The 15,426-nt window shown below is 41.1% G+C and carries 17 protein-coding genes; all 17 read right to left on the reverse strand.

The annotated features are described in order from the left end of the window. Positions 1-19: 19 nt before the first annotated feature. The gene (locus C7E02_RS16315) at positions 20-1,444 is read right to left on the reverse strand and encodes a relaxase/mobilization nuclease domain-containing protein (protein WP_105310356.1); all 1,425 of its coding nucleotides are present in this window, start codon (positions 1,442-1,444) and stop codon (positions 20-22) included. 10 nt (positions 1,445-1,454) lie between these two features. Continuing rightward, positions 1,455-1,787, reverse strand: a complete 333-nt coding sequence (locus C7E02_RS16320; RefSeq protein WP_005340557.1) for a plasmid mobilization protein — start codon at positions 1,785-1,787, stop codon at positions 1,455-1,457. 4 nt (positions 1,788-1,791) lie between these two features. After that, complete coding sequence (locus C7E02_RS16325) at positions 1,792-2,316, reverse strand: hypothetical protein (protein ID WP_005340559.1); 525 nt, start codon at positions 2,314-2,316, stop codon at positions 1,792-1,794. A gap of 391 nt (positions 2,317-2,707) precedes the next feature. Beyond that, positions 2,708-3,685 carry a DUF3991 and TOPRIM domain-containing protein gene (locus C7E02_RS16335; RefSeq protein WP_105310176.1) on the reverse strand — a complete coding sequence of 326 codons (978 nt, stop codon included), beginning with the start codon at positions 3,683-3,685 and terminating at the stop codon, positions 2,708-2,710. A 4-nt stretch (positions 3,686-3,689) separates the two neighbouring features. Further along, the gene (locus tag C7E02_RS16340; RefSeq protein WP_004611525.1) at positions 3,690-4,229 is read right to left on the reverse strand and encodes a JAB domain-containing protein; all 540 of its coding nucleotides are present in this window, start codon (positions 4,227-4,229) and stop codon (positions 3,690-3,692) included. Positions 4,230-4,338: 109 nt separating this feature from the next. Then, entirely contained in the window at positions 4,339-5,334 is a 996-nt protein-coding gene (locus C7E02_RS16345; RefSeq protein WP_105310177.1) for a DUF5688 family protein, read from the reverse strand. 73 nt (positions 5,335-5,407) lie between these two features. After that, entirely contained in the window at positions 5,408-10,786 is a 5,379-nt protein-coding gene (locus C7E02_RS16350) for a SpaA isopeptide-forming pilin-related protein (protein ID WP_105310178.1), read from the reverse strand. A 92-nt stretch (positions 10,787-10,878) separates the two neighbouring features. Beyond that, the gene (locus tag C7E02_RS16355; RefSeq protein WP_105310357.1) at positions 10,879-11,721 is read right to left on the reverse strand and encodes a hypothetical protein; all 843 of its coding nucleotides are present in this window, start codon (positions 11,719-11,721) and stop codon (positions 10,879-10,881) included. A gap of 181 nt (positions 11,722-11,902) precedes the next feature. Then, on the reverse strand, positions 11,903-12,076 hold the full coding sequence (locus C7E02_RS16360; RefSeq protein ID WP_203226979.1) for a hypothetical protein: 174 nt from the start codon (positions 12,074-12,076) through the stop codon (positions 11,903-11,905). A gap of 5 nt (positions 12,077-12,081) precedes the next feature. Then, on the reverse strand, positions 12,082-12,528 hold the full coding sequence (locus C7E02_RS16365; protein WP_242978959.1) for an ATP-binding protein: 447 nt from the start codon (positions 12,526-12,528) through the stop codon (positions 12,082-12,084). 11 nt (positions 12,529-12,539) lie between these two features. Further along, complete coding sequence (locus tag C7E02_RS16370) at positions 12,540-13,460, reverse strand: ParM/StbA family protein (RefSeq protein ID WP_105310358.1); 921 nt, start codon at positions 13,458-13,460, stop codon at positions 12,540-12,542. Between the two features lie 51 nt (positions 13,461-13,511). Beyond that, positions 13,512-13,766, reverse strand: coding sequence for a hypothetical protein (locus tag C7E02_RS16375; RefSeq protein ID WP_004611518.1), 255 nt, complete (start codon positions 13,764-13,766; stop codon positions 13,512-13,514). Continuing rightward, positions 13,753-13,902, reverse strand: coding sequence for a hypothetical protein (locus C7E02_RS16380; protein ID WP_242978960.1), 150 nt, complete (start codon positions 13,900-13,902; stop codon positions 13,753-13,755). Before C7E02_RS16380 ends, C7E02_RS16375 begins: the two co-directional genes overlap by 14 nt. 228 nt (positions 13,903-14,130) lie before the next feature. Further along, a complete protein-coding gene (locus C7E02_RS19470) occupies positions 14,131-14,295 on the reverse strand; it encodes a hypothetical protein (protein ID WP_015567901.1) in 165 nt (54 codons plus the stop codon). A gap of 153 nt (positions 14,296-14,448) precedes the next feature. Continuing rightward, on the reverse strand, positions 14,449-14,733 hold the full coding sequence (locus C7E02_RS16385; protein WP_005340582.1) for a DUF6462 family protein: 285 nt from the start codon (positions 14,731-14,733) through the stop codon (positions 14,449-14,451). A 3-nt stretch (positions 14,734-14,736) separates the two neighbouring features. Beyond that, positions 14,737-15,195, reverse strand: a complete 459-nt coding sequence (locus C7E02_RS16390; RefSeq protein WP_105310182.1) for a DUF6462 family protein — start codon at positions 15,193-15,195, stop codon at positions 14,737-14,739. Between the two features lie 8 nt (positions 15,196-15,203). Further along, positions 15,204-15,425, reverse strand: coding sequence for a DUF6462 family protein (locus tag C7E02_RS16395; protein ID WP_008395358.1), 222 nt, complete (start codon positions 15,423-15,425; stop codon positions 15,204-15,206). Position 15,426: the final 1 nt, after the last annotated feature.

Below are 15,426 nucleotides of genomic sequence, written 5' to 3' on the forward strand. Positions count from 1 at the left end.
TAACTACTAAAAAAACAGCCTAACGTTCTGGCTGCTCTTTCCTGTCTCGTATTGTCTCTTTGTTGTACTGTGCATCTTTTCCATCTGATACGCTGTCTGGAATAAGACTCTTCCATATAGATTTACCAATATTCAACTCTTTGAATACTGCTCTTTCTTTTGCACATGCTTTGGAATACTCCTCTTTATAATGTTTACGCAGTGCTTCCACCTCTTCTAGGCTATATCCCTGTGATAAAAGCTTCTGTTTCAAAGTTTCCCATTGCAGATGTTCATCCGTAAAAAATACATCTCCCTGAAGGAAAGACTTCTCAGCAGGTTCTAACTCTTTCATATCATCTGCTATATCAAAAAGTTCTCGACTTCTCTCCCTAGCTTTATAAATGCGGCTTTTCTCTGCTGAAACTTCTTTTCTTTTATCTGTCAATGAGCTGATTACACTGACAAGCTCCTCTGCTGAATGAATGTCATGATTTACAAGGAACAAATACTCCTCCTGCAGTTTATGCATCTTACGGATATCTTCCTTATACTTCCATACCTGACTGTATGGCTTCTTTTTCAGCTTTCCTATCCTGTATAGCTTTGCATAGTATCTCTTTTGAAGCTCCGACATCTTTGCCCTTCGGTATCTTCTCACCTTACACTTACACAGAACCGGTTGTACCTCTTTCTGCTGTTCCCTGTAAAATGAAATATCTTCTTTTTCTATTCTTTCTCGGATTGCCTCATCAGAATACATGTCCCCTAATGTCTTACATCTGCGAAATCTCGTCATTCCTTGTGGCTTTACCGCCAGATACTTTCCCTGCTTGACCTCATATCCTTTGTCAGATAACAGCTCCAGAAACTGCTCATAATTTCCAGCCTGCAGAATGCAGGAATCCAGGTCTCTCTTAATCATATCTGCCCATACAAAACTGCCTTCACGATATTCGCTCCAGTCCTTATAGATTTCATGCTCTTTTTCCTTACTGCCATCATCAACATCAATGATTGAAAGACCATATTCCTGACACAGCTTATTCGTGATCGGCTGGATATACTTTGCCCAGTCTCCCTTTTCATAGCGGTACTTTTTCCCATCCACAAAACTCACACTGTTAAATACAATGTGTGAATGAACATGTGCTGTATTATCATGCACCACATATACTGCCTCATATGATTTTCCAAGATACTCTTCCACGAATCTGCGGGTTATCTCAAATGCCGTATCAGGATTCACTTCATCTTCCTTAAATGAGAGAATGATATGATATCCCTGCCTTTTATCAACTTTTCCAAACTTCCGTTTTGTAGCTTTCATCTGTTCAAAAGCAGAATCGACCTGACAGTTGATTGCACCTATAAGCCTTCCATCCTGTGTTTTCTCCGGATTCATCACATAATCAAGAGATCTCTTCAGATGTTTTCCGTGAAAATGCCCACCACAATCCTTCATATTAAGGATTTTACTGATTGCCAATCTTTACCACCGCCTCATCTACCTTCTGATTCAGTTTTCGCATATAAGCTATCAGCTGTGTCTTATCTTCCTTGGAATACAGCCCGGCATTATTGTTAAATACTATCTGATTGATATTTATTCCAATTCTGTTAACTTCATTAATGAGTTCCTTCAGAATCTTCCTTACTTCCGGATAATCATTTGGTTTCTGACTGATAAGAAGACGGATATACTCAGCCTCATTCATTCCATTATCACATGCCTTTTTTGCAAGCATCTTGGCTTCCTCTGGCATTAGTCTTAGTGTTTTCCTAATACAATGAACTTTATCTGCCATAGACTCACCTTCCTCTCTTATCTGTACTATAATCCTTAATTCCTTCTGCAACTGTCACCGCAGCTTTTTCCAAATCATCCCTGCTACTTAGATGACTAATGAATGATTCCACCAAAGCAGCTGCCATTTCATCAATCTCCTTTGCATAACAGGTCTTTTCAAACAACCTGTCCAGCCTCTTTTCATCTGCTTTCAAACTGTCATACTTATCCTGAAACTCACTGTAATCTTTAAAATCCTTTGGATCATTCCTGTGTGCATCAGCATCAAGTATCAGTTCATAGTTCCATTCACAAACAGTATCTATAACATCATCTATCGGGTATGGTTCAATTTCACCATTCTCCTCAGCTACATCCTGTCTGTACATCTTCCCATCAGAATCTATGCCAATAGCATAATCATGACCTTCCATATAGTTAAGCAATATTGCAGCATCTTCTATCGAAGGGTTAAGTAAGATATCAAATGTGTCTGCCCAGGCAATCAGTTCTTCTGGTTTTGAAAATAGCGTAACTTCTGCATCCATTGCTTCCTTGCACCTCCTTATCCGTGTTTAGTAAATATTCACCAAAGCTCCAGTCTCCAGTTAGTCCCCGGCGACTGCTAGATACGCATTAGAGACATCTCTGTCCTAATGCCATCTAGTTAGGGAGAAAATCTCCCTAAAACCCTCTGTTTATGGAAGTGGGGGCGCTTTTTGCCCCCACTTTGCTACTTTGGGGGCGCTTTCTGCCCCCACTTTGTTATTTTGGGGGCGCTTTCTGCCCCCACTTTTATACTGACTTTCATCCGGATTTTGTCGTGTCCGAATTGCGGGGGCGCTTTTCGCCCCCACTTTGACATTTTGGGGGCGCTTTCTGCCCCCACTTTGCTGTTTTGGGGGCGCTTTCTGCCCCCACACATCAAAATCCGATTTCTCATGCCCTGACTGGTTCATCTGCTCTCTGTTTCATCTGATTCAGATTAAGCTTTGCCGCAACAAGCCACTCGTTGTAATCCTTATATCCGGCTGGAGGCGGACAGTCTTCTACCTCATATCCAAGCTCATAATATTTTCTCATAAGTTCAGCTGCTGCTTTTCTCCCCGGCTCATCTCCATCAAGGCAGAACCGGATGGAAGTTATCTGCGGATGTTCCCGAAGAAATGTTTCAAGTGGTGCATCTGCAAGCATCCCAAGTGCCAGCTTATTTGATTCATAATCCGTGAAGATATCCACATAACTCATAAGGTCGATTGCAGCCTCAAATACCACAAGCTCTGTACTGTTTACATTTACCACATTAAATCCATAGTTCTTATCATTTCCTGCGACATCACACTTGAATGGCTTGCCCTGCTTATCAAACACTCCACGCATACTTGCAAATCTTGTCACTCCATTCTTATCATTTCCTTTAAAAACAACATTGTGGTAATGCCTGCTCTCATAAATCAGTCCTTCTTTTAAAAACAGTTCTATGACAGCCCTGCTGATTCCTCTCTCCTGGTTCAGATAGGAAATAAGATAGGAATTGTCTCCTGCCGGTTCCGGTAGGACAAATGGCTTTCTCTCCTCTGTCTGCTTCTGCGATACCTGATGAACAAGTGGCTGCTTTACAGGATTCTCGATTCTTCTGTATCCTGCAAAATCTAAAAGCCAGGAAACAGCCTCTTTTACACTCATTCCGCAGAACACCCGTAAGAAATCTATCTGTGAGCCGCCATTGTTGCCTTTGTCAAACTGCCTTGACCACCTGTACCAATGACTCCTGTTATAGATACGGATGGAATCCATCTCCTTTAAAGTGTGATATTTTCCAATCCTCTTTACTGTATAACCAAGACTTTCTGCGACTGCACACAGGTCAACACTCTTTGCTATGGCAAGCTCTTCATCAGTAAATCTTCCATCCATGCTCTCACCTTGCCTTTCCCTGCTCTGCTACAAGTGGTGACTTGATATCAAGTGTCCGATAATCAGTGCTAAGTGTAATCTTCGGATTATCAATCATGCCTTTTTCCCTGAAACTGAAAAATTCACGATTGTCTCCACCGACTATGATATGGTCAATGAGAGGTATTCCCATCAGCTCACACAGCTTGTTCATGCGGTCCGTCATCATCGTGTCTGCCTTGCTTGGGAATACGTTTCCGGATGGATGACAATGGATTAACATCATGCTTGCAGCATTGCTTAAGATACTTGATTTAAACAGTTCTCTCGGATGTGCCATTGCCTCATTTAAAGAACCAACACTTGCAAAATGCACATTGATAGGTTTTAAATCTGACCTTAGATTGACCACGCACACTACTTCCCTGTCAAACTGGCACATACAGTCTCCCATGACAGCAGCTATATCCGCTGGATTATTAAAGGTGTGCTCCGAATAAATCGGAGCATCCTTTACAAGTCTTACCGAAACCACATCAAGCTTGAAGTCATTCTTCTTTGGCATCAGACACCGCCTCCTCTCCAAACTCGACACGGATAACAAAGTCACCTTTCTGGCTGTTTATGAGAGCAATGAGTTCTTCCATTGTAAGTTCCTGCTCCATAACTGCCTCCTATCTGGACTTTTCCTTCGCATCATATACAAGGGGAGGTTCTGCAACGATACCATCAAGTCTCTTGTTTGGTGTATCAGTTGCAAGTGTGAGTTTTCTTAAATCCTTATCATAGTGATATACCTGATTGGAAAGTCTTTCGTCCAAAGACACCTCCTGCATATTTACCTCAACTACCATCTGTGCAAGCATCTCAGGGCTTCCCATATCTGAAGATACAGCAATAACCTCATGCACACTTGAAGGGAGAATATAAAGGTCACTCTCTAAACTCTCTGCCAGCTCATGAAGCTCATTCTCATAAAGCATGGATGCTGCACCATTGATACCCTTTTCATTGGAAATCACCCACATCGTCTGCTCCGGTGGAATCTCAGCTATCATCATCTCTGCGATCTCCTGTGGCATCCCATCCCTTGCGAACATTTCTCTCATAATGTCATTCATGCTTCGTACTACAGGTGGGAAGATTCTTCTTGTGTTTTCAGCAGCACACTTAAAGAGCTGTTCCTCGCTCATCCCAAGTCTTTTCGCAAATGCATTTGTAATTTTAGAACTCTGCACCGCATCCTTATCGGCACTGATAATTACCTTATATACAATAGAAAGATCCTGGAACTCTCTGTGCGGCACCTGCTCCAAAAATGTCTTATTCTGCTCTGTATTGATGAGCTGGAATACAATCTTCTCGTTAGCATCCTTTATAATGCTGTCCACATCAACAACCGGAGCCTGCTCATATGCCCTTTCCATAAAGTCACATGCAGCCATAAGTGTTTCCTCAAGATCACCACAGTTCTGATACTTCTTATACATGTCATTGATATAAATCGTAGGCGAAATATTCCTGCCTTCCTCTCTTAAGATGATGCCATCAAGAGTCACATTCACCTTTTCCACGGGTTCTACCACAAGCTCCATTCCTTTGAACTTCTCAGGCATATAATCCATAAACTTTTCTTTTACTACTTCCTTAAAAATCTCGTAATTCATCATATTACGATTCCTCCTTAATCTAAAAAAGCAGGGAACATAAGTCACTGGCTTACATTCCCCGCAAGGTTAATTGTTACTGTTTATTCTTTTTCTTTCTTCCACGAAGTCCTACTCCAACACCTGTAATAAGTGCAAGTGCACCAATTCCAAGATAAAGAAGCGGATTTGCATTGTCGCCTGTCTGTGGAAGCTTAGGCTCTGTCGGTACATTGACAAGCTTAAGAGTTGTTACAACAACATCCGGTGCATTGTCATCATATCGAAGAGTTACATCGTGAGCTGTCTCATCGAGGATATATCCGTCAGCTGCTTTTGTCTCTACTACTGTATAATGGATCTCTTCCTTGAATGTTCCATCCTCGTTGTAAGTACAGATAGGAAGCTCCTTGCTCTCTGCATGACCATTCTTGTCAGTAGTGAGTGTGTCAAGCACCTTTCCGTCCTTATCTCTTACTTCAAATACAACACCCTCGATCGGCTTTCCGGTTACTTTATCAGTTTTCTCAATGACAATCTTTCCGACTGCCTGCCCATCCTTCATGGATACCTTCTGGATTTCTGCTGTCTCCTTTACTTCAAAGGTTACATCACTTGCCATCTTATATCCATATGGTGCAGATTCCTCTCTGAGTGTGTACTTTCCGACAGGAAGTCTCTCAATCATATGCGTCTTTCCTGCCTCTGATGTCCAGCTCTCAACAAGCTTTCCATCAGCATCAATAACTGAAAGCTTTGCTCCAGGCAATTCTTTCTTGCCTGTGATATCAGTCTTTGAAATTTCTACCTTGATCGGTGCATTTTCAAATGCTGCCTCAAACTCGATAACCTTTACCTTATCTCCCTGATATGAAGCATCCACATCAAATGTCTTATCTGACTTCACATAGCCCTTTGGTGCCTCAAGTTCTTTGACATAATACTGTCCAAGTGGAAGGTCAGAAGTAAATGTTACTTTGCCATCCTTTCCAGTAACACCTCTCTCAATCTGTGTATCTGCTTTGACAATAACCTTTCCATCCTTATTTACGATATCTTCTTTCGCAAACAAACCAAATACAGCACCTTCAAGCTCTTTCTTTGTCTCTGAATCAGTCTTTGTAACAGTAATCTGCACTTTCTGACGCTCATTTGTCACATCCATTCCTGCAAATACAACCTTTGTATTCTGGTCGATATAGGAAAGGTCTGCGTCAATCGGTGTATCATCAAGTACAAATCCATCTAATGTCTTTGTCTCTACAAGATAATACTTGCCAAGAGAAAGGTCATCAATTCTGGCAATGCCCTTATCGTTTGTTACGATAGTTGCTACCTTTTCCCCAGCTTTATGGTAAATGCTTCCAAGTCCGTCTGCACTCACGATATCCTCTTTTGCATATACATCAAAGGTTACTCCTGCAAGACTGTCCTTGAAGTAATTGAAAATGAAATCATACCAGTGTCCCTTCATAAGAGTGGTATCTGTTACAAACTCGCCATCCTTGTTGATCACGATAGAACCAGTCGGAACCTCATCCTTCATTTCTACATGCTGCACATCTCCTGTATCCTCTACAGTAAACTGAATATCGGTTGCTTTCAGATATCCGTATGGAGCAAACTCCTCACAAAGTGTGTAAGTCTCTCCTACGACAAGTTTCTTGATTACATGTGCTTCCTTGGCATCAGATGTCCAAGTGTCTACCACATTTCCATCCTTATCAAGTACAGTAAGTGTTGCACCTGTAAGCTCTGCACCACTTGTGATATCTGTCTTTGTAAACTCAAAGGTTGTAGGAGTGTTCTTATACTCGCTGTTATATACAGCAGTCTTAACATCCTGTCCCTGATATTTTGTATCAAAGTTTACTGCTTCCTCATTTGTCACATATCCGGCAGGCTTTACAAGCTCCCTTGCAACATATTTTGCAAATGGATAATCCTTAACAAAAGCAATCTTTCCATTCTCATCAGATGTTGTCTTCTCAAGAAGTGTGCCTTTCTCGATAATTACCTTGCCATCTACATTCTTGATATCCTCGTCTGCATAAAGACCAAATACTGCACCTGCAATCGGTGTATTATCTTCTGAATCAAGCTTAGTCACTGACATATCAAGCTTCTGTCTGTCATCTGAGAAAGTAAGGCTTTCCTTGATAACAGGTGTCTTATCATCCACATATGTGAATGTCACTTTCTGCTCATTCGGATTTAATACATATCCGTATGGAGCTTCCACTTCCACAACTCTGTACTGTCCAAGAGGAAGATTCTTAGCTGTTGCCTTTCCATCCTTGCCAGTTGTAAGAGTTGTCACAATGTCTCCCTTGCTGTAATACTTAATGCGGTTTCCGTCTGCATCCTTCTGGTTGTCTGCTGTGTAAATATCCTCGGCAGCATAAACTTTGAATTTTGCTCCGGCAAGTGAGCCTTCCTTATAAACAAACTCTTTCTCATATGAGCTTGCAAGAAGTCCACCCTTGAATCCGTCAAGTACCTCGCCCTTCTTTTCTACAGTCAGCTCTCCGACTGCAGGGGCATCGGAATATTCCACAGTAATGATTGCATCATTTGTATCACCATCTGTTTCAAATGCTGTATCAGTATCAACAGAGATGTTGACATACTTATCATTTACAACATATCCAAATGGTGCTTTGACCTCTTCAATGCGGTAGTTACCGATTTTAAGTGCCTCCGGTAAGATTAAATCTCCGTCCTCATCAGTAAAGAATGAAGTATGCTCTACCTTTGACGGATAAGTTGTGTACTGGGTTACATATTCGTTCTTATCAAGATTGAAAATCTTAAACTCAGCATTTGGTACAAGTACTGTCTGCTTTGTGTCAGAATCCTTCTTGATTACACGAAGCTTTGCTGTAAACTCCCTGTCAAGGAATACTCTCCATGTCTGAGGCTTGTCAGGATGGTTCTCGCTGATTTTCACCTCAAATGGCTTGATTGTCTTCATGTTATGCGGAGTCTTTGACTCTACTACCACATAAGTTCCATAAGGAATTGCAATGGAAACTGCATGTCCCTTGTCATCGGATGTGATTGTTGTTGCTCCGTTTTCCCCGATTACCACAGGAGTAGCCTTATCAAAGTCATAACTTCCATCTGCCTTTATGGATAAAGAAGATTTTAAGTATGCTGTGAACTCTGCACCTGCCAACAAGCCTGCTTCAGTATCATCGCCATTGTCAGATACCTTGATAAGCTGGAATGGCTGCTTGATGACCTGCTCTGCTGAGGTTGTGCTTCTTGATACCTCTGCTACAAGGTCTCCCTCATAGTCGCATACTACATCGTGCTCCTCTTCGTCTAAGAGATACCCCTCTGATGGAGTGATTTCTTTCACATAATAGTTTCCAAGGTAAAGGTTATTGACCTCTGCTTCGCCATTTTTATCTGTTGTAAGTGTTGCTACAAGGTCTCCTGCCTTGAATACGACTCCTGTTGCTCCGTCCGGATGCACGATATCGTTTCTCGCATAAAGACCATAAACTGCACCTTCAAGGCTTGCATCTCCCTGGGCAACTGCCTTGCCTGATTCCTTGTCTCCCTTGTAGATATGAATCTTTGCTGTCGTTCTGTCATTCACAAATGTGTGGCTGAATGATGCCTTTGTCTGTGTTTCAGCTAATACATTGAAATTAAAGCTGTAAACATCTTTACTGTTTCTGATATACGCATATGGTGCCTGTGTCTCTGAGACATAATATCCGTTAGAGATTGGCAAATCCACGCTGTATCTTGCACTTCCATCCTCGCCTGTAGTTACTGTCTCAAGAGCTGTGCCCTTTGTCACAATAACCTGTCCGGCATAGTTTTTGATGTCATTTCCGGCATAAAGTGTGTACTTGCCGCCATCAAGAGGGTTCTCTGTGTCAGAGTCCTTCTTTACGACAGATACATCCGCTTTCTGTCTTGTATTCTCAATCGTAGTTGATTCATACTGTACCGTCACAGTCTGATCCTTATACTCAACTGCTACTGTCTGAGGTGTGGTATTGATTGTATATCCGTCAATACTCTTAATCTCAGTAACCACATAAGTTCCAAGATGAAGGTCGGATAATACCACCTGTCCATCAGTTCCAGTTGTAAGGCTCTCTGCCACTACATCACCAGCACTATACACCTTTGTGCCATCTGCCTTGTAAATATCTGCCCCGGCAGTTACCTTAAATGTTGCTCCCGGAAGCTTCTTTTTCTCATAAGTGAAATTGCTTCCATTCCATGAGCTAAGCACCTCACCCTCTTTGTAGATTGTGATTGCTCCAAGCTGCTCTTTATCTGTTGCAGAGATTCCCGTTGTCTGTCCTGCTTTTACAGTAAGTGTATGAACCTTACCGGAAAGGACATATCCCTTTGGAGCGGTAATCTCTTTTACATAATAAGTGCCTGCAACAAGTGCAGCTGACTTTGCATATCCGTTTCCATCTGTTGTCATGGTCTGTACTCTGTTTGTGCATCCGCTGTCAGAATAGATTCCATAGACTGCACCGGAAAGCTTCACTCCGCTTGACTCATCTGTCTTTGTAAGCTCTCCATATCCGATATTTTCTGTCTTGACCTTGATATAGGCTTTGATAGGATCTGCTGTCGGTCTTTCAGAAATAAACTCCTGATATCCGCTCTTTCCTGTAAGCCAGAATACACAGCTTGATGTTGTCTCAACCTTGCCAGCATTGGATGTGAATGTTCCTGTTGTAGCTGTAGTATTCACGCTCGTTGAAGAGATTGTAATACTGTTGCCATTCTTATCAACAGAATATCCGCTGATGCCAAAATCAAAATCTGATAAAACACCATTGCTGTCAGATAATGTTGTTTCAAATCTCTGACTTCCCTCATTCCACTTCAACTCATAAGTTGGTGCCTCACTGGTTCTGCGTGATGCAAAACTTGGAAGTGTTGCATTGTAGGAACTGCTGATATTGTCTCTGAGTCTCTCATAATAGCTGTATGAAGAATCAGGACTAGGTGCTGTGTTGCAGAGCTTTCTCGCTGCCGAATCACCACTTCCGGTTCCAAAAATATCTGCTACAATTACCCATACCATTGCCTGAGTTGCGATATACTCATCGCACTGGCTGTTGCTTGGTGCCGCCTTTTGTGTACTGTTAAACCCATAATAAAGGCAGTAACTTAAAAGCTTTCTCTGCTGTGCTGACATTGATGTGCTCGCATCATCGTAGCTGTTCATAAGCTGACCGCCATCTGCTCTTAATCCGAAATTCATACAATATGCCGAATTGCCGTCAAGAATTGAATACAGGATCTTGCCATGATTATATCCGGGCTTCAGCTCACTTACTTCTCCGGAATTTTTGACTGACGCATTCCAGAACGCAATATTTGCCTGCGGACTGGCTGCAAATGCTGTTGTACCATTCGTAAAGAGTGTTCCAACCAGTGTGAGCATAGCCATAAATCCTGCCATAAAACGCTTTAGTTTCTGTTTCATGTGCTCATTCCTCCTTAATTTACGCACAAAAAAAAGAAAGACATAAGTGTATGGCTTACATCTTTCTTCCTTCTGCTTCTATTCGTTTTTATTTATCTGTGACATCGAAACTCGTAATAGTCTGTGCCGCCTGTCGTGTAAACTCCATCATAACTGATGTAGAATACCGGATCTGCTTCCAAAAGTAACATACTTGCAATATATTCTGCGATTGCATCCTCAGATGATAACCGCTGTCCATCAATGGTACTTGCTTTGTTGAGGTCTGTCTCTACAAACACACTATAATAAGAGCCTTCCATACCATCGTAAGGATAATACTCATTGTACTCTTCCTGCGTGATACTGCCATCATTCAAATGGTTCTGTAAATTCTGCTGTGTGGTAATCATCCCTCCTGCCTGACACTTTGCTGTTGCAAGTGACACAACATTCTGTGGACTGTATGCCACGGATGCAGGCTGTGGGTTGCTCACATTGTCTTTCGGACTGTCTGTAGTCTGACCACCATTACCTGCATTACTCTGATTTCCACCAGCTTCCTTATTACCACTTGCAGGAGCTTTTTGTTCCGGCTCGTCATTCTGCTCTGACTTTTCTTCCTGCTTTGAAGCAGTTTCATTATCAACGGACCGGTTATCTTCCTTATCAGTGTTCTCTTCTGATTCTTTAGCCTCGGCAATATCTTTCTCTGTCTCTTCACTTCCAGCTTCGGTTGTGACCTGTGTGACAGTTTCCGTTGCCATTGCTACTTCTTCAGTTGGCTTTACGCTTTCCGTCTTTTTCTCTGTCTGATTATCAGCCTTTTCCTTACCACCATTACAAGCAGCCATGGAAAAGACCAGTACTGCGGATAATAAGATAATACTTATCTTCTTCATAGTAATCACCCATCCCTTCTCCGCAAGAGGGACGGGCTTTGTGTTCCGTGCCATCCACCCTTGCGGTGAATTATTTATCTGTAATGCACGGGACACATAGGACTGTCCCGTATTCTGTGCATCTTAAACTCCTTTCATTATACCAGCTCTCTTATTTTAAAGAAATACTGCATAAGTCTTCTGTTTTTCTTATAATTCAAGAATAAACCCTTTACCTGCATACGCTCACCTCCTCTCAGAATGTGCCCATTCTTACGAATGAAAGAAATACCCTTGCCACCATTGCGAATAGAAGAAGAATTATTCTGACAAGTCCTAAGACCAGCTTCAAAGCTCCAAGAATTATCCTTAATATCCACTTGAGTATCTCTAAAATCACTGTTCCTACGGCTCCCATAACTCTTCTCATAATAATCAGTCTCCTTTCGACATCCATCCCATTGCAAGACCTGCAACATCTGCATCGTCCATAACATCTTCTGTAGGTTCTTGTGCTTCAATATTGGCTGCCTGCATAATTACCGGCTGACCAACATTCATCCCGGATATCACTCCGCCTAACAGCTTTATTACCTCTTTTCTAGCCTCATTGGTTGCTGCTTCAATGACTTCTTCCTTAATGTCATCAATATCTTCTGACCGGATATATTCAGCCCTCTCTTTTTCCTTCTTCTTGATAACAAAGGTTTCTTTTCCATAATTATCAATGTAAAACTGAATCGCATCTATAATGAACTGGTTCTTAGATTTGAAAATCTTCGGATCAAGGTTCTGAATCACATCATTGATTTTCACATGCTGAGGATTGCTCATGTTGAGGCGGACAGAAGTTTTTACTTCATATTCAAGTCTTCTTCCCATCATCTGCCTCCTTATGATAATCGCTTAGTGCTTTTAAGTCCCATTGTGGCAAGCTGCTCATATCCTCTTGCATTTGCCTTTACATCAAGGTTATAGGAAATGTTCTTGGCATCATGACTACCAAAATTCTTCATCACAACTGCCCCGCCTCCGACAAATACAATCGGTGTAGTCTTTAAGTTATACCCAAACTCACGGATTGAGTTATATACCTTATCAACAAAATCCTCTATCTCTGCCTTAATAATGGCAAAGTATTCATCATCAATATCTGACCTGCCATATCGCATGATGTTCTGTATCTCTGACTCGTCTACCTCTCCGTTAAGTTGTCTTACACACTGTTCATTGATAGAACGCATACAGGTAATAAGACCTTTTGGTATCGTCACACACTTTGATTCATCCGGTGACTTGTTGATTACCGGCATAATGTCGATTGTCCAGCTACCGATATCTACTATCAGCGTTTTCTTTGCCATTGTAGGAATCTTGTCCACTACTGCTGCATAGCACTGAGGAAATACTGCCACATCATCAATTTCAATATGATAGGACTCATTCTCATATTTGAAGCTTACACGCTTATTCTTTGTCAGGTACTTGATAAAATCATTCTTCTCTGCTCCAAACCTTGTAAGTGGAAGTCCTACTGCAAGGAATACCTTTGCCTCTGCAAGACCTCTTCTTTTAAGTTCCTTAGCAACTGCTGCAAGAGTGAGAAGATAAAAGCTGTCATCTTCGACCTTTGTATCCTTTACTTCCTGCCTTACAGTTCCGACCTTGTAAAACTTTCCTTCATACTCAAGTACATCACCGAAAAGTGCCGGAGTAGTTGTAATCTCCTTAACGCCTGTGACAAATACCTGAGAGATTGTTTTCATCATTGACCAGCCATGATCAATGCCGATTACTTCTAATTTGTTATTCATATGTTTTGCACATCCTTTCTTCTTAAACAGCCACTTGAACATCTTAACCACCTACTTTCCTATCAGCTTTCGCATACAAGGAAAACAATAACCATTCCCTTGATAATATGGACATCCGACACATTCCGTCGGAAGTTTCTGTTCTTTTTTCTTAGATGGTTTACAACATGTTCCATTGGCACATCTGTTGTTATGTCCCCAGAAGAATCTACAATGCATACAATCTTTTAATTCTCTTTCAAGCTTTTCTTCTGGAGATACAAACCTGCGTTTCTTATGCTTATCTCTTTTTTCAACTGTTCCCACCAGAGTTCTCCTCCCTTCCAAGGAGTGATTGCTCTCTTATATTTTCCAATATTCTGTCCGACTCACCTGCTGTCCTTGCTAATGAATACAATACGATAAGAACAATAATTATAAATGCTATGCTAAATCCCATCATCACTTTATCCTCCTTCAAATTAGTTGCCATATAGACAAAATTTGAATTTGGAAGTGATATAGTCTACATGGCTATGCTTAATGCTAAGCATGTAGGTACACGCCAGTCTTCTAGACTCCTATATCGCCCCGTGTACAAAGAGGTGTTCTCACCTCCGGGAGTTACAGACGAGCCACAAAATGTGTTTCACGACGCCCTTCTGAATTATCAGAAGCACTATCTCCTCTTTTAGCCTTTTGAGGATAAGGACGAACTTCTCGCCCTCTGTGGTTGATTATCCTTACGCAACATGCCGAATCCTTTTTCCAGATTTCCATCCAACTTCTCACCCTTCATCTTTCGATCCATCAGGCTACTAATATGATAGCTGTGACTTTCATCTTCCAGGTACATGCCCCGTAAATTTACTACCTACAGATACTCTGCAGTGCAAACTACTTTGCAAATCTGTAACTGATTATTCAATTGTTATGTCCAATCTCTCTTGGACAATTGATATTCTACAATGCACTTTAATTTTACGGAAGTGACACCACTGGTGTATTTTTACGAATTTTCACCAGTTTTTGGTGTATTTGTCATTTCCTTTAATTTGTTCCATGTATGCTTAGGCAGTTCTCTTGCCGGCTCTCTGAATCGTTCAAGATATTTTTCAAATAATTCCGTATTGATTAATGCTGAATTACCGACTTTATAGACTGCTCCTGCCTCTCTCGCAATTACTATGATTCTAGATTTACTTATCCCATAAATAATCGCTCCTTCCTCTGCATTGACAAATTTTTTCATAAAATCCTTTGTATCTGAATAGCACTTATATGAGTAACTCATTCATCAGTCTCCTTTCACATTTGGCAATGGATGTTTCATTTCTGTTGGCGGTTCTCTGAATTGCTCCATATATTCATCAAACACCTCCAGATTAATCAGAATAGTATTTCCTTTTGCTTCGCCTATCTTATATACAGCTCCAGCTGCTCTAGCCATTTCAATAAATCTATGATGCCCTATGCTGTAAGTCATTGAAGCTTCCCCAATTCTTACAAACTTCTTTTCTACGATTTTGTTTGAACTAGGCACTCTTGCAAAATGTTTCATAAATTTCATCAACCTTTCCTTATGTACTAATATAATCTTTGCAAGCTGATATCTTGCTCCAGCAGCTAATGCTATATCCATTGCCTCATCTCGTGTTACATCTAATAAAGCCATTACTTCATCAATACGAATAAATCTTGGTTTTACAGTTTCTTTTCTATAGGCACTAACTGAACCACTCAATGTATTTACCATAACATCACCTACTTATAAAACTCAGAATCTGTAATATGAAAAGTTTCAAGATACTTATCCAATATTTCTGTATTAACAAGTACAAGCTGACCAATCTTATAACAAGCCTTGGCATCCTTAGCCACTTCTTGAAATTTTGTCATTCCCATACTGTACATCTTTGCACCATCTGAATATCTTACAAACTTTTTTGCATCCTCATATCTATCTTTCTTCTTTGATTCATCCATT

The sequence above is a fragment of the Dorea sp. Marseille-P4042 genome (assembly GCF_900290215.1).
GTDB lineage: Bacteria > Bacillota > Clostridia > Lachnospirales > Lachnospiraceae > Dorea > Dorea formicigenerans.

Bases quoted from the DNA above. Each gene is read 5' to 3' on its own strand.
- C7E02_RS16345 (WP_105310177.1), bottom strand. From the start codon at position 5,334: ATGATGAATTACGAGATTTTTAAGGAAGTAGTAAAAGAAAAGTTTATG.
- C7E02_RS16320 (WP_005340557.1), bottom strand. From the start codon at position 1,787: ATGGCAGATAAAGTTCATTGTATTAGGAAAACACTAAGACTAATGCCA.
- C7E02_RS16355 (WP_105310357.1), bottom strand. From the start codon at position 11,721: ATGGCACGGAACACAAAGCCCGTCCCTCTTGCGGAGAAGGGATGGGTG.
- C7E02_RS16395 (WP_008395358.1), bottom strand. From the start codon at position 15,425: ATGGATGAATCAAAGAAGAAAGATAGATATGAGGATGCAAAAAAGTTT.
- C7E02_RS16350 (WP_105310178.1), bottom strand. From the start codon at position 10,786: ATGAAACAGAAACTAAAGCGTTTTATGGCAGGATTTATGGCTATGCTC.
- C7E02_RS16380 (WP_242978960.1), bottom strand. From the start codon at position 13,902: ATGATGGGATTTAGCATAGCATTTATAATTATTGTTCTTATCGTATTG.
- C7E02_RS16335 (WP_105310176.1), bottom strand. From the start codon at position 3,685: ATGGATGGAAGATTTACTGATGAAGAGCTTGCCATAGCAAAGAGTGTT.
- C7E02_RS19470 (WP_015567901.1), bottom strand. From the start codon at position 14,295: ATGTACCTGGAAGATGAAAGTCACAGCTATCATATTAGTAGCCTGATG.
- C7E02_RS16315 (WP_105310356.1), bottom strand. From the start codon at position 1,444: ATGAAGGATTGTGGTGGGCATTTTCACGGAAAACATCTGAAGAGATCT.
- C7E02_RS16365 (WP_242978959.1), bottom strand. From the start codon at position 12,528: ATGGGAAGAAGACTTGAATATGAAGTAAAAACTTCTGTCCGCCTCAAC.
- C7E02_RS16385 (WP_005340582.1), bottom strand. From the start codon at position 14,733: ATGAGTTACTCATATAAGTGCTATTCAGATACAAAGGATTTTATGAAA.
- C7E02_RS16360 (WP_203226979.1), bottom strand. From the start codon at position 12,076: ATGAGAAGAGTTATGGGAGCCGTAGGAACAGTGATTTTAGAGATACTC.
- C7E02_RS16340 (WP_004611525.1), bottom strand. From the start codon at position 4,229: ATGCCAAAGAAGAATGACTTCAAGCTTGATGTGGTTTCGGTAAGACTT.
- C7E02_RS16370 (WP_105310358.1), bottom strand. From the start codon at position 13,460: ATGAATAACAAATTAGAAGTAATCGGCATTGATCATGGCTGGTCAATG.
- C7E02_RS16390 (WP_105310182.1), bottom strand. From the start codon at position 15,195: ATGGTAAATACATTGAGTGGTTCAGTTAGTGCCTATAGAAAAGAAACT.
- C7E02_RS16325 (WP_005340559.1), bottom strand. From the start codon at position 2,316: ATGGATGCAGAAGTTACGCTATTTTCAAAACCAGAAGAACTGATTGCC.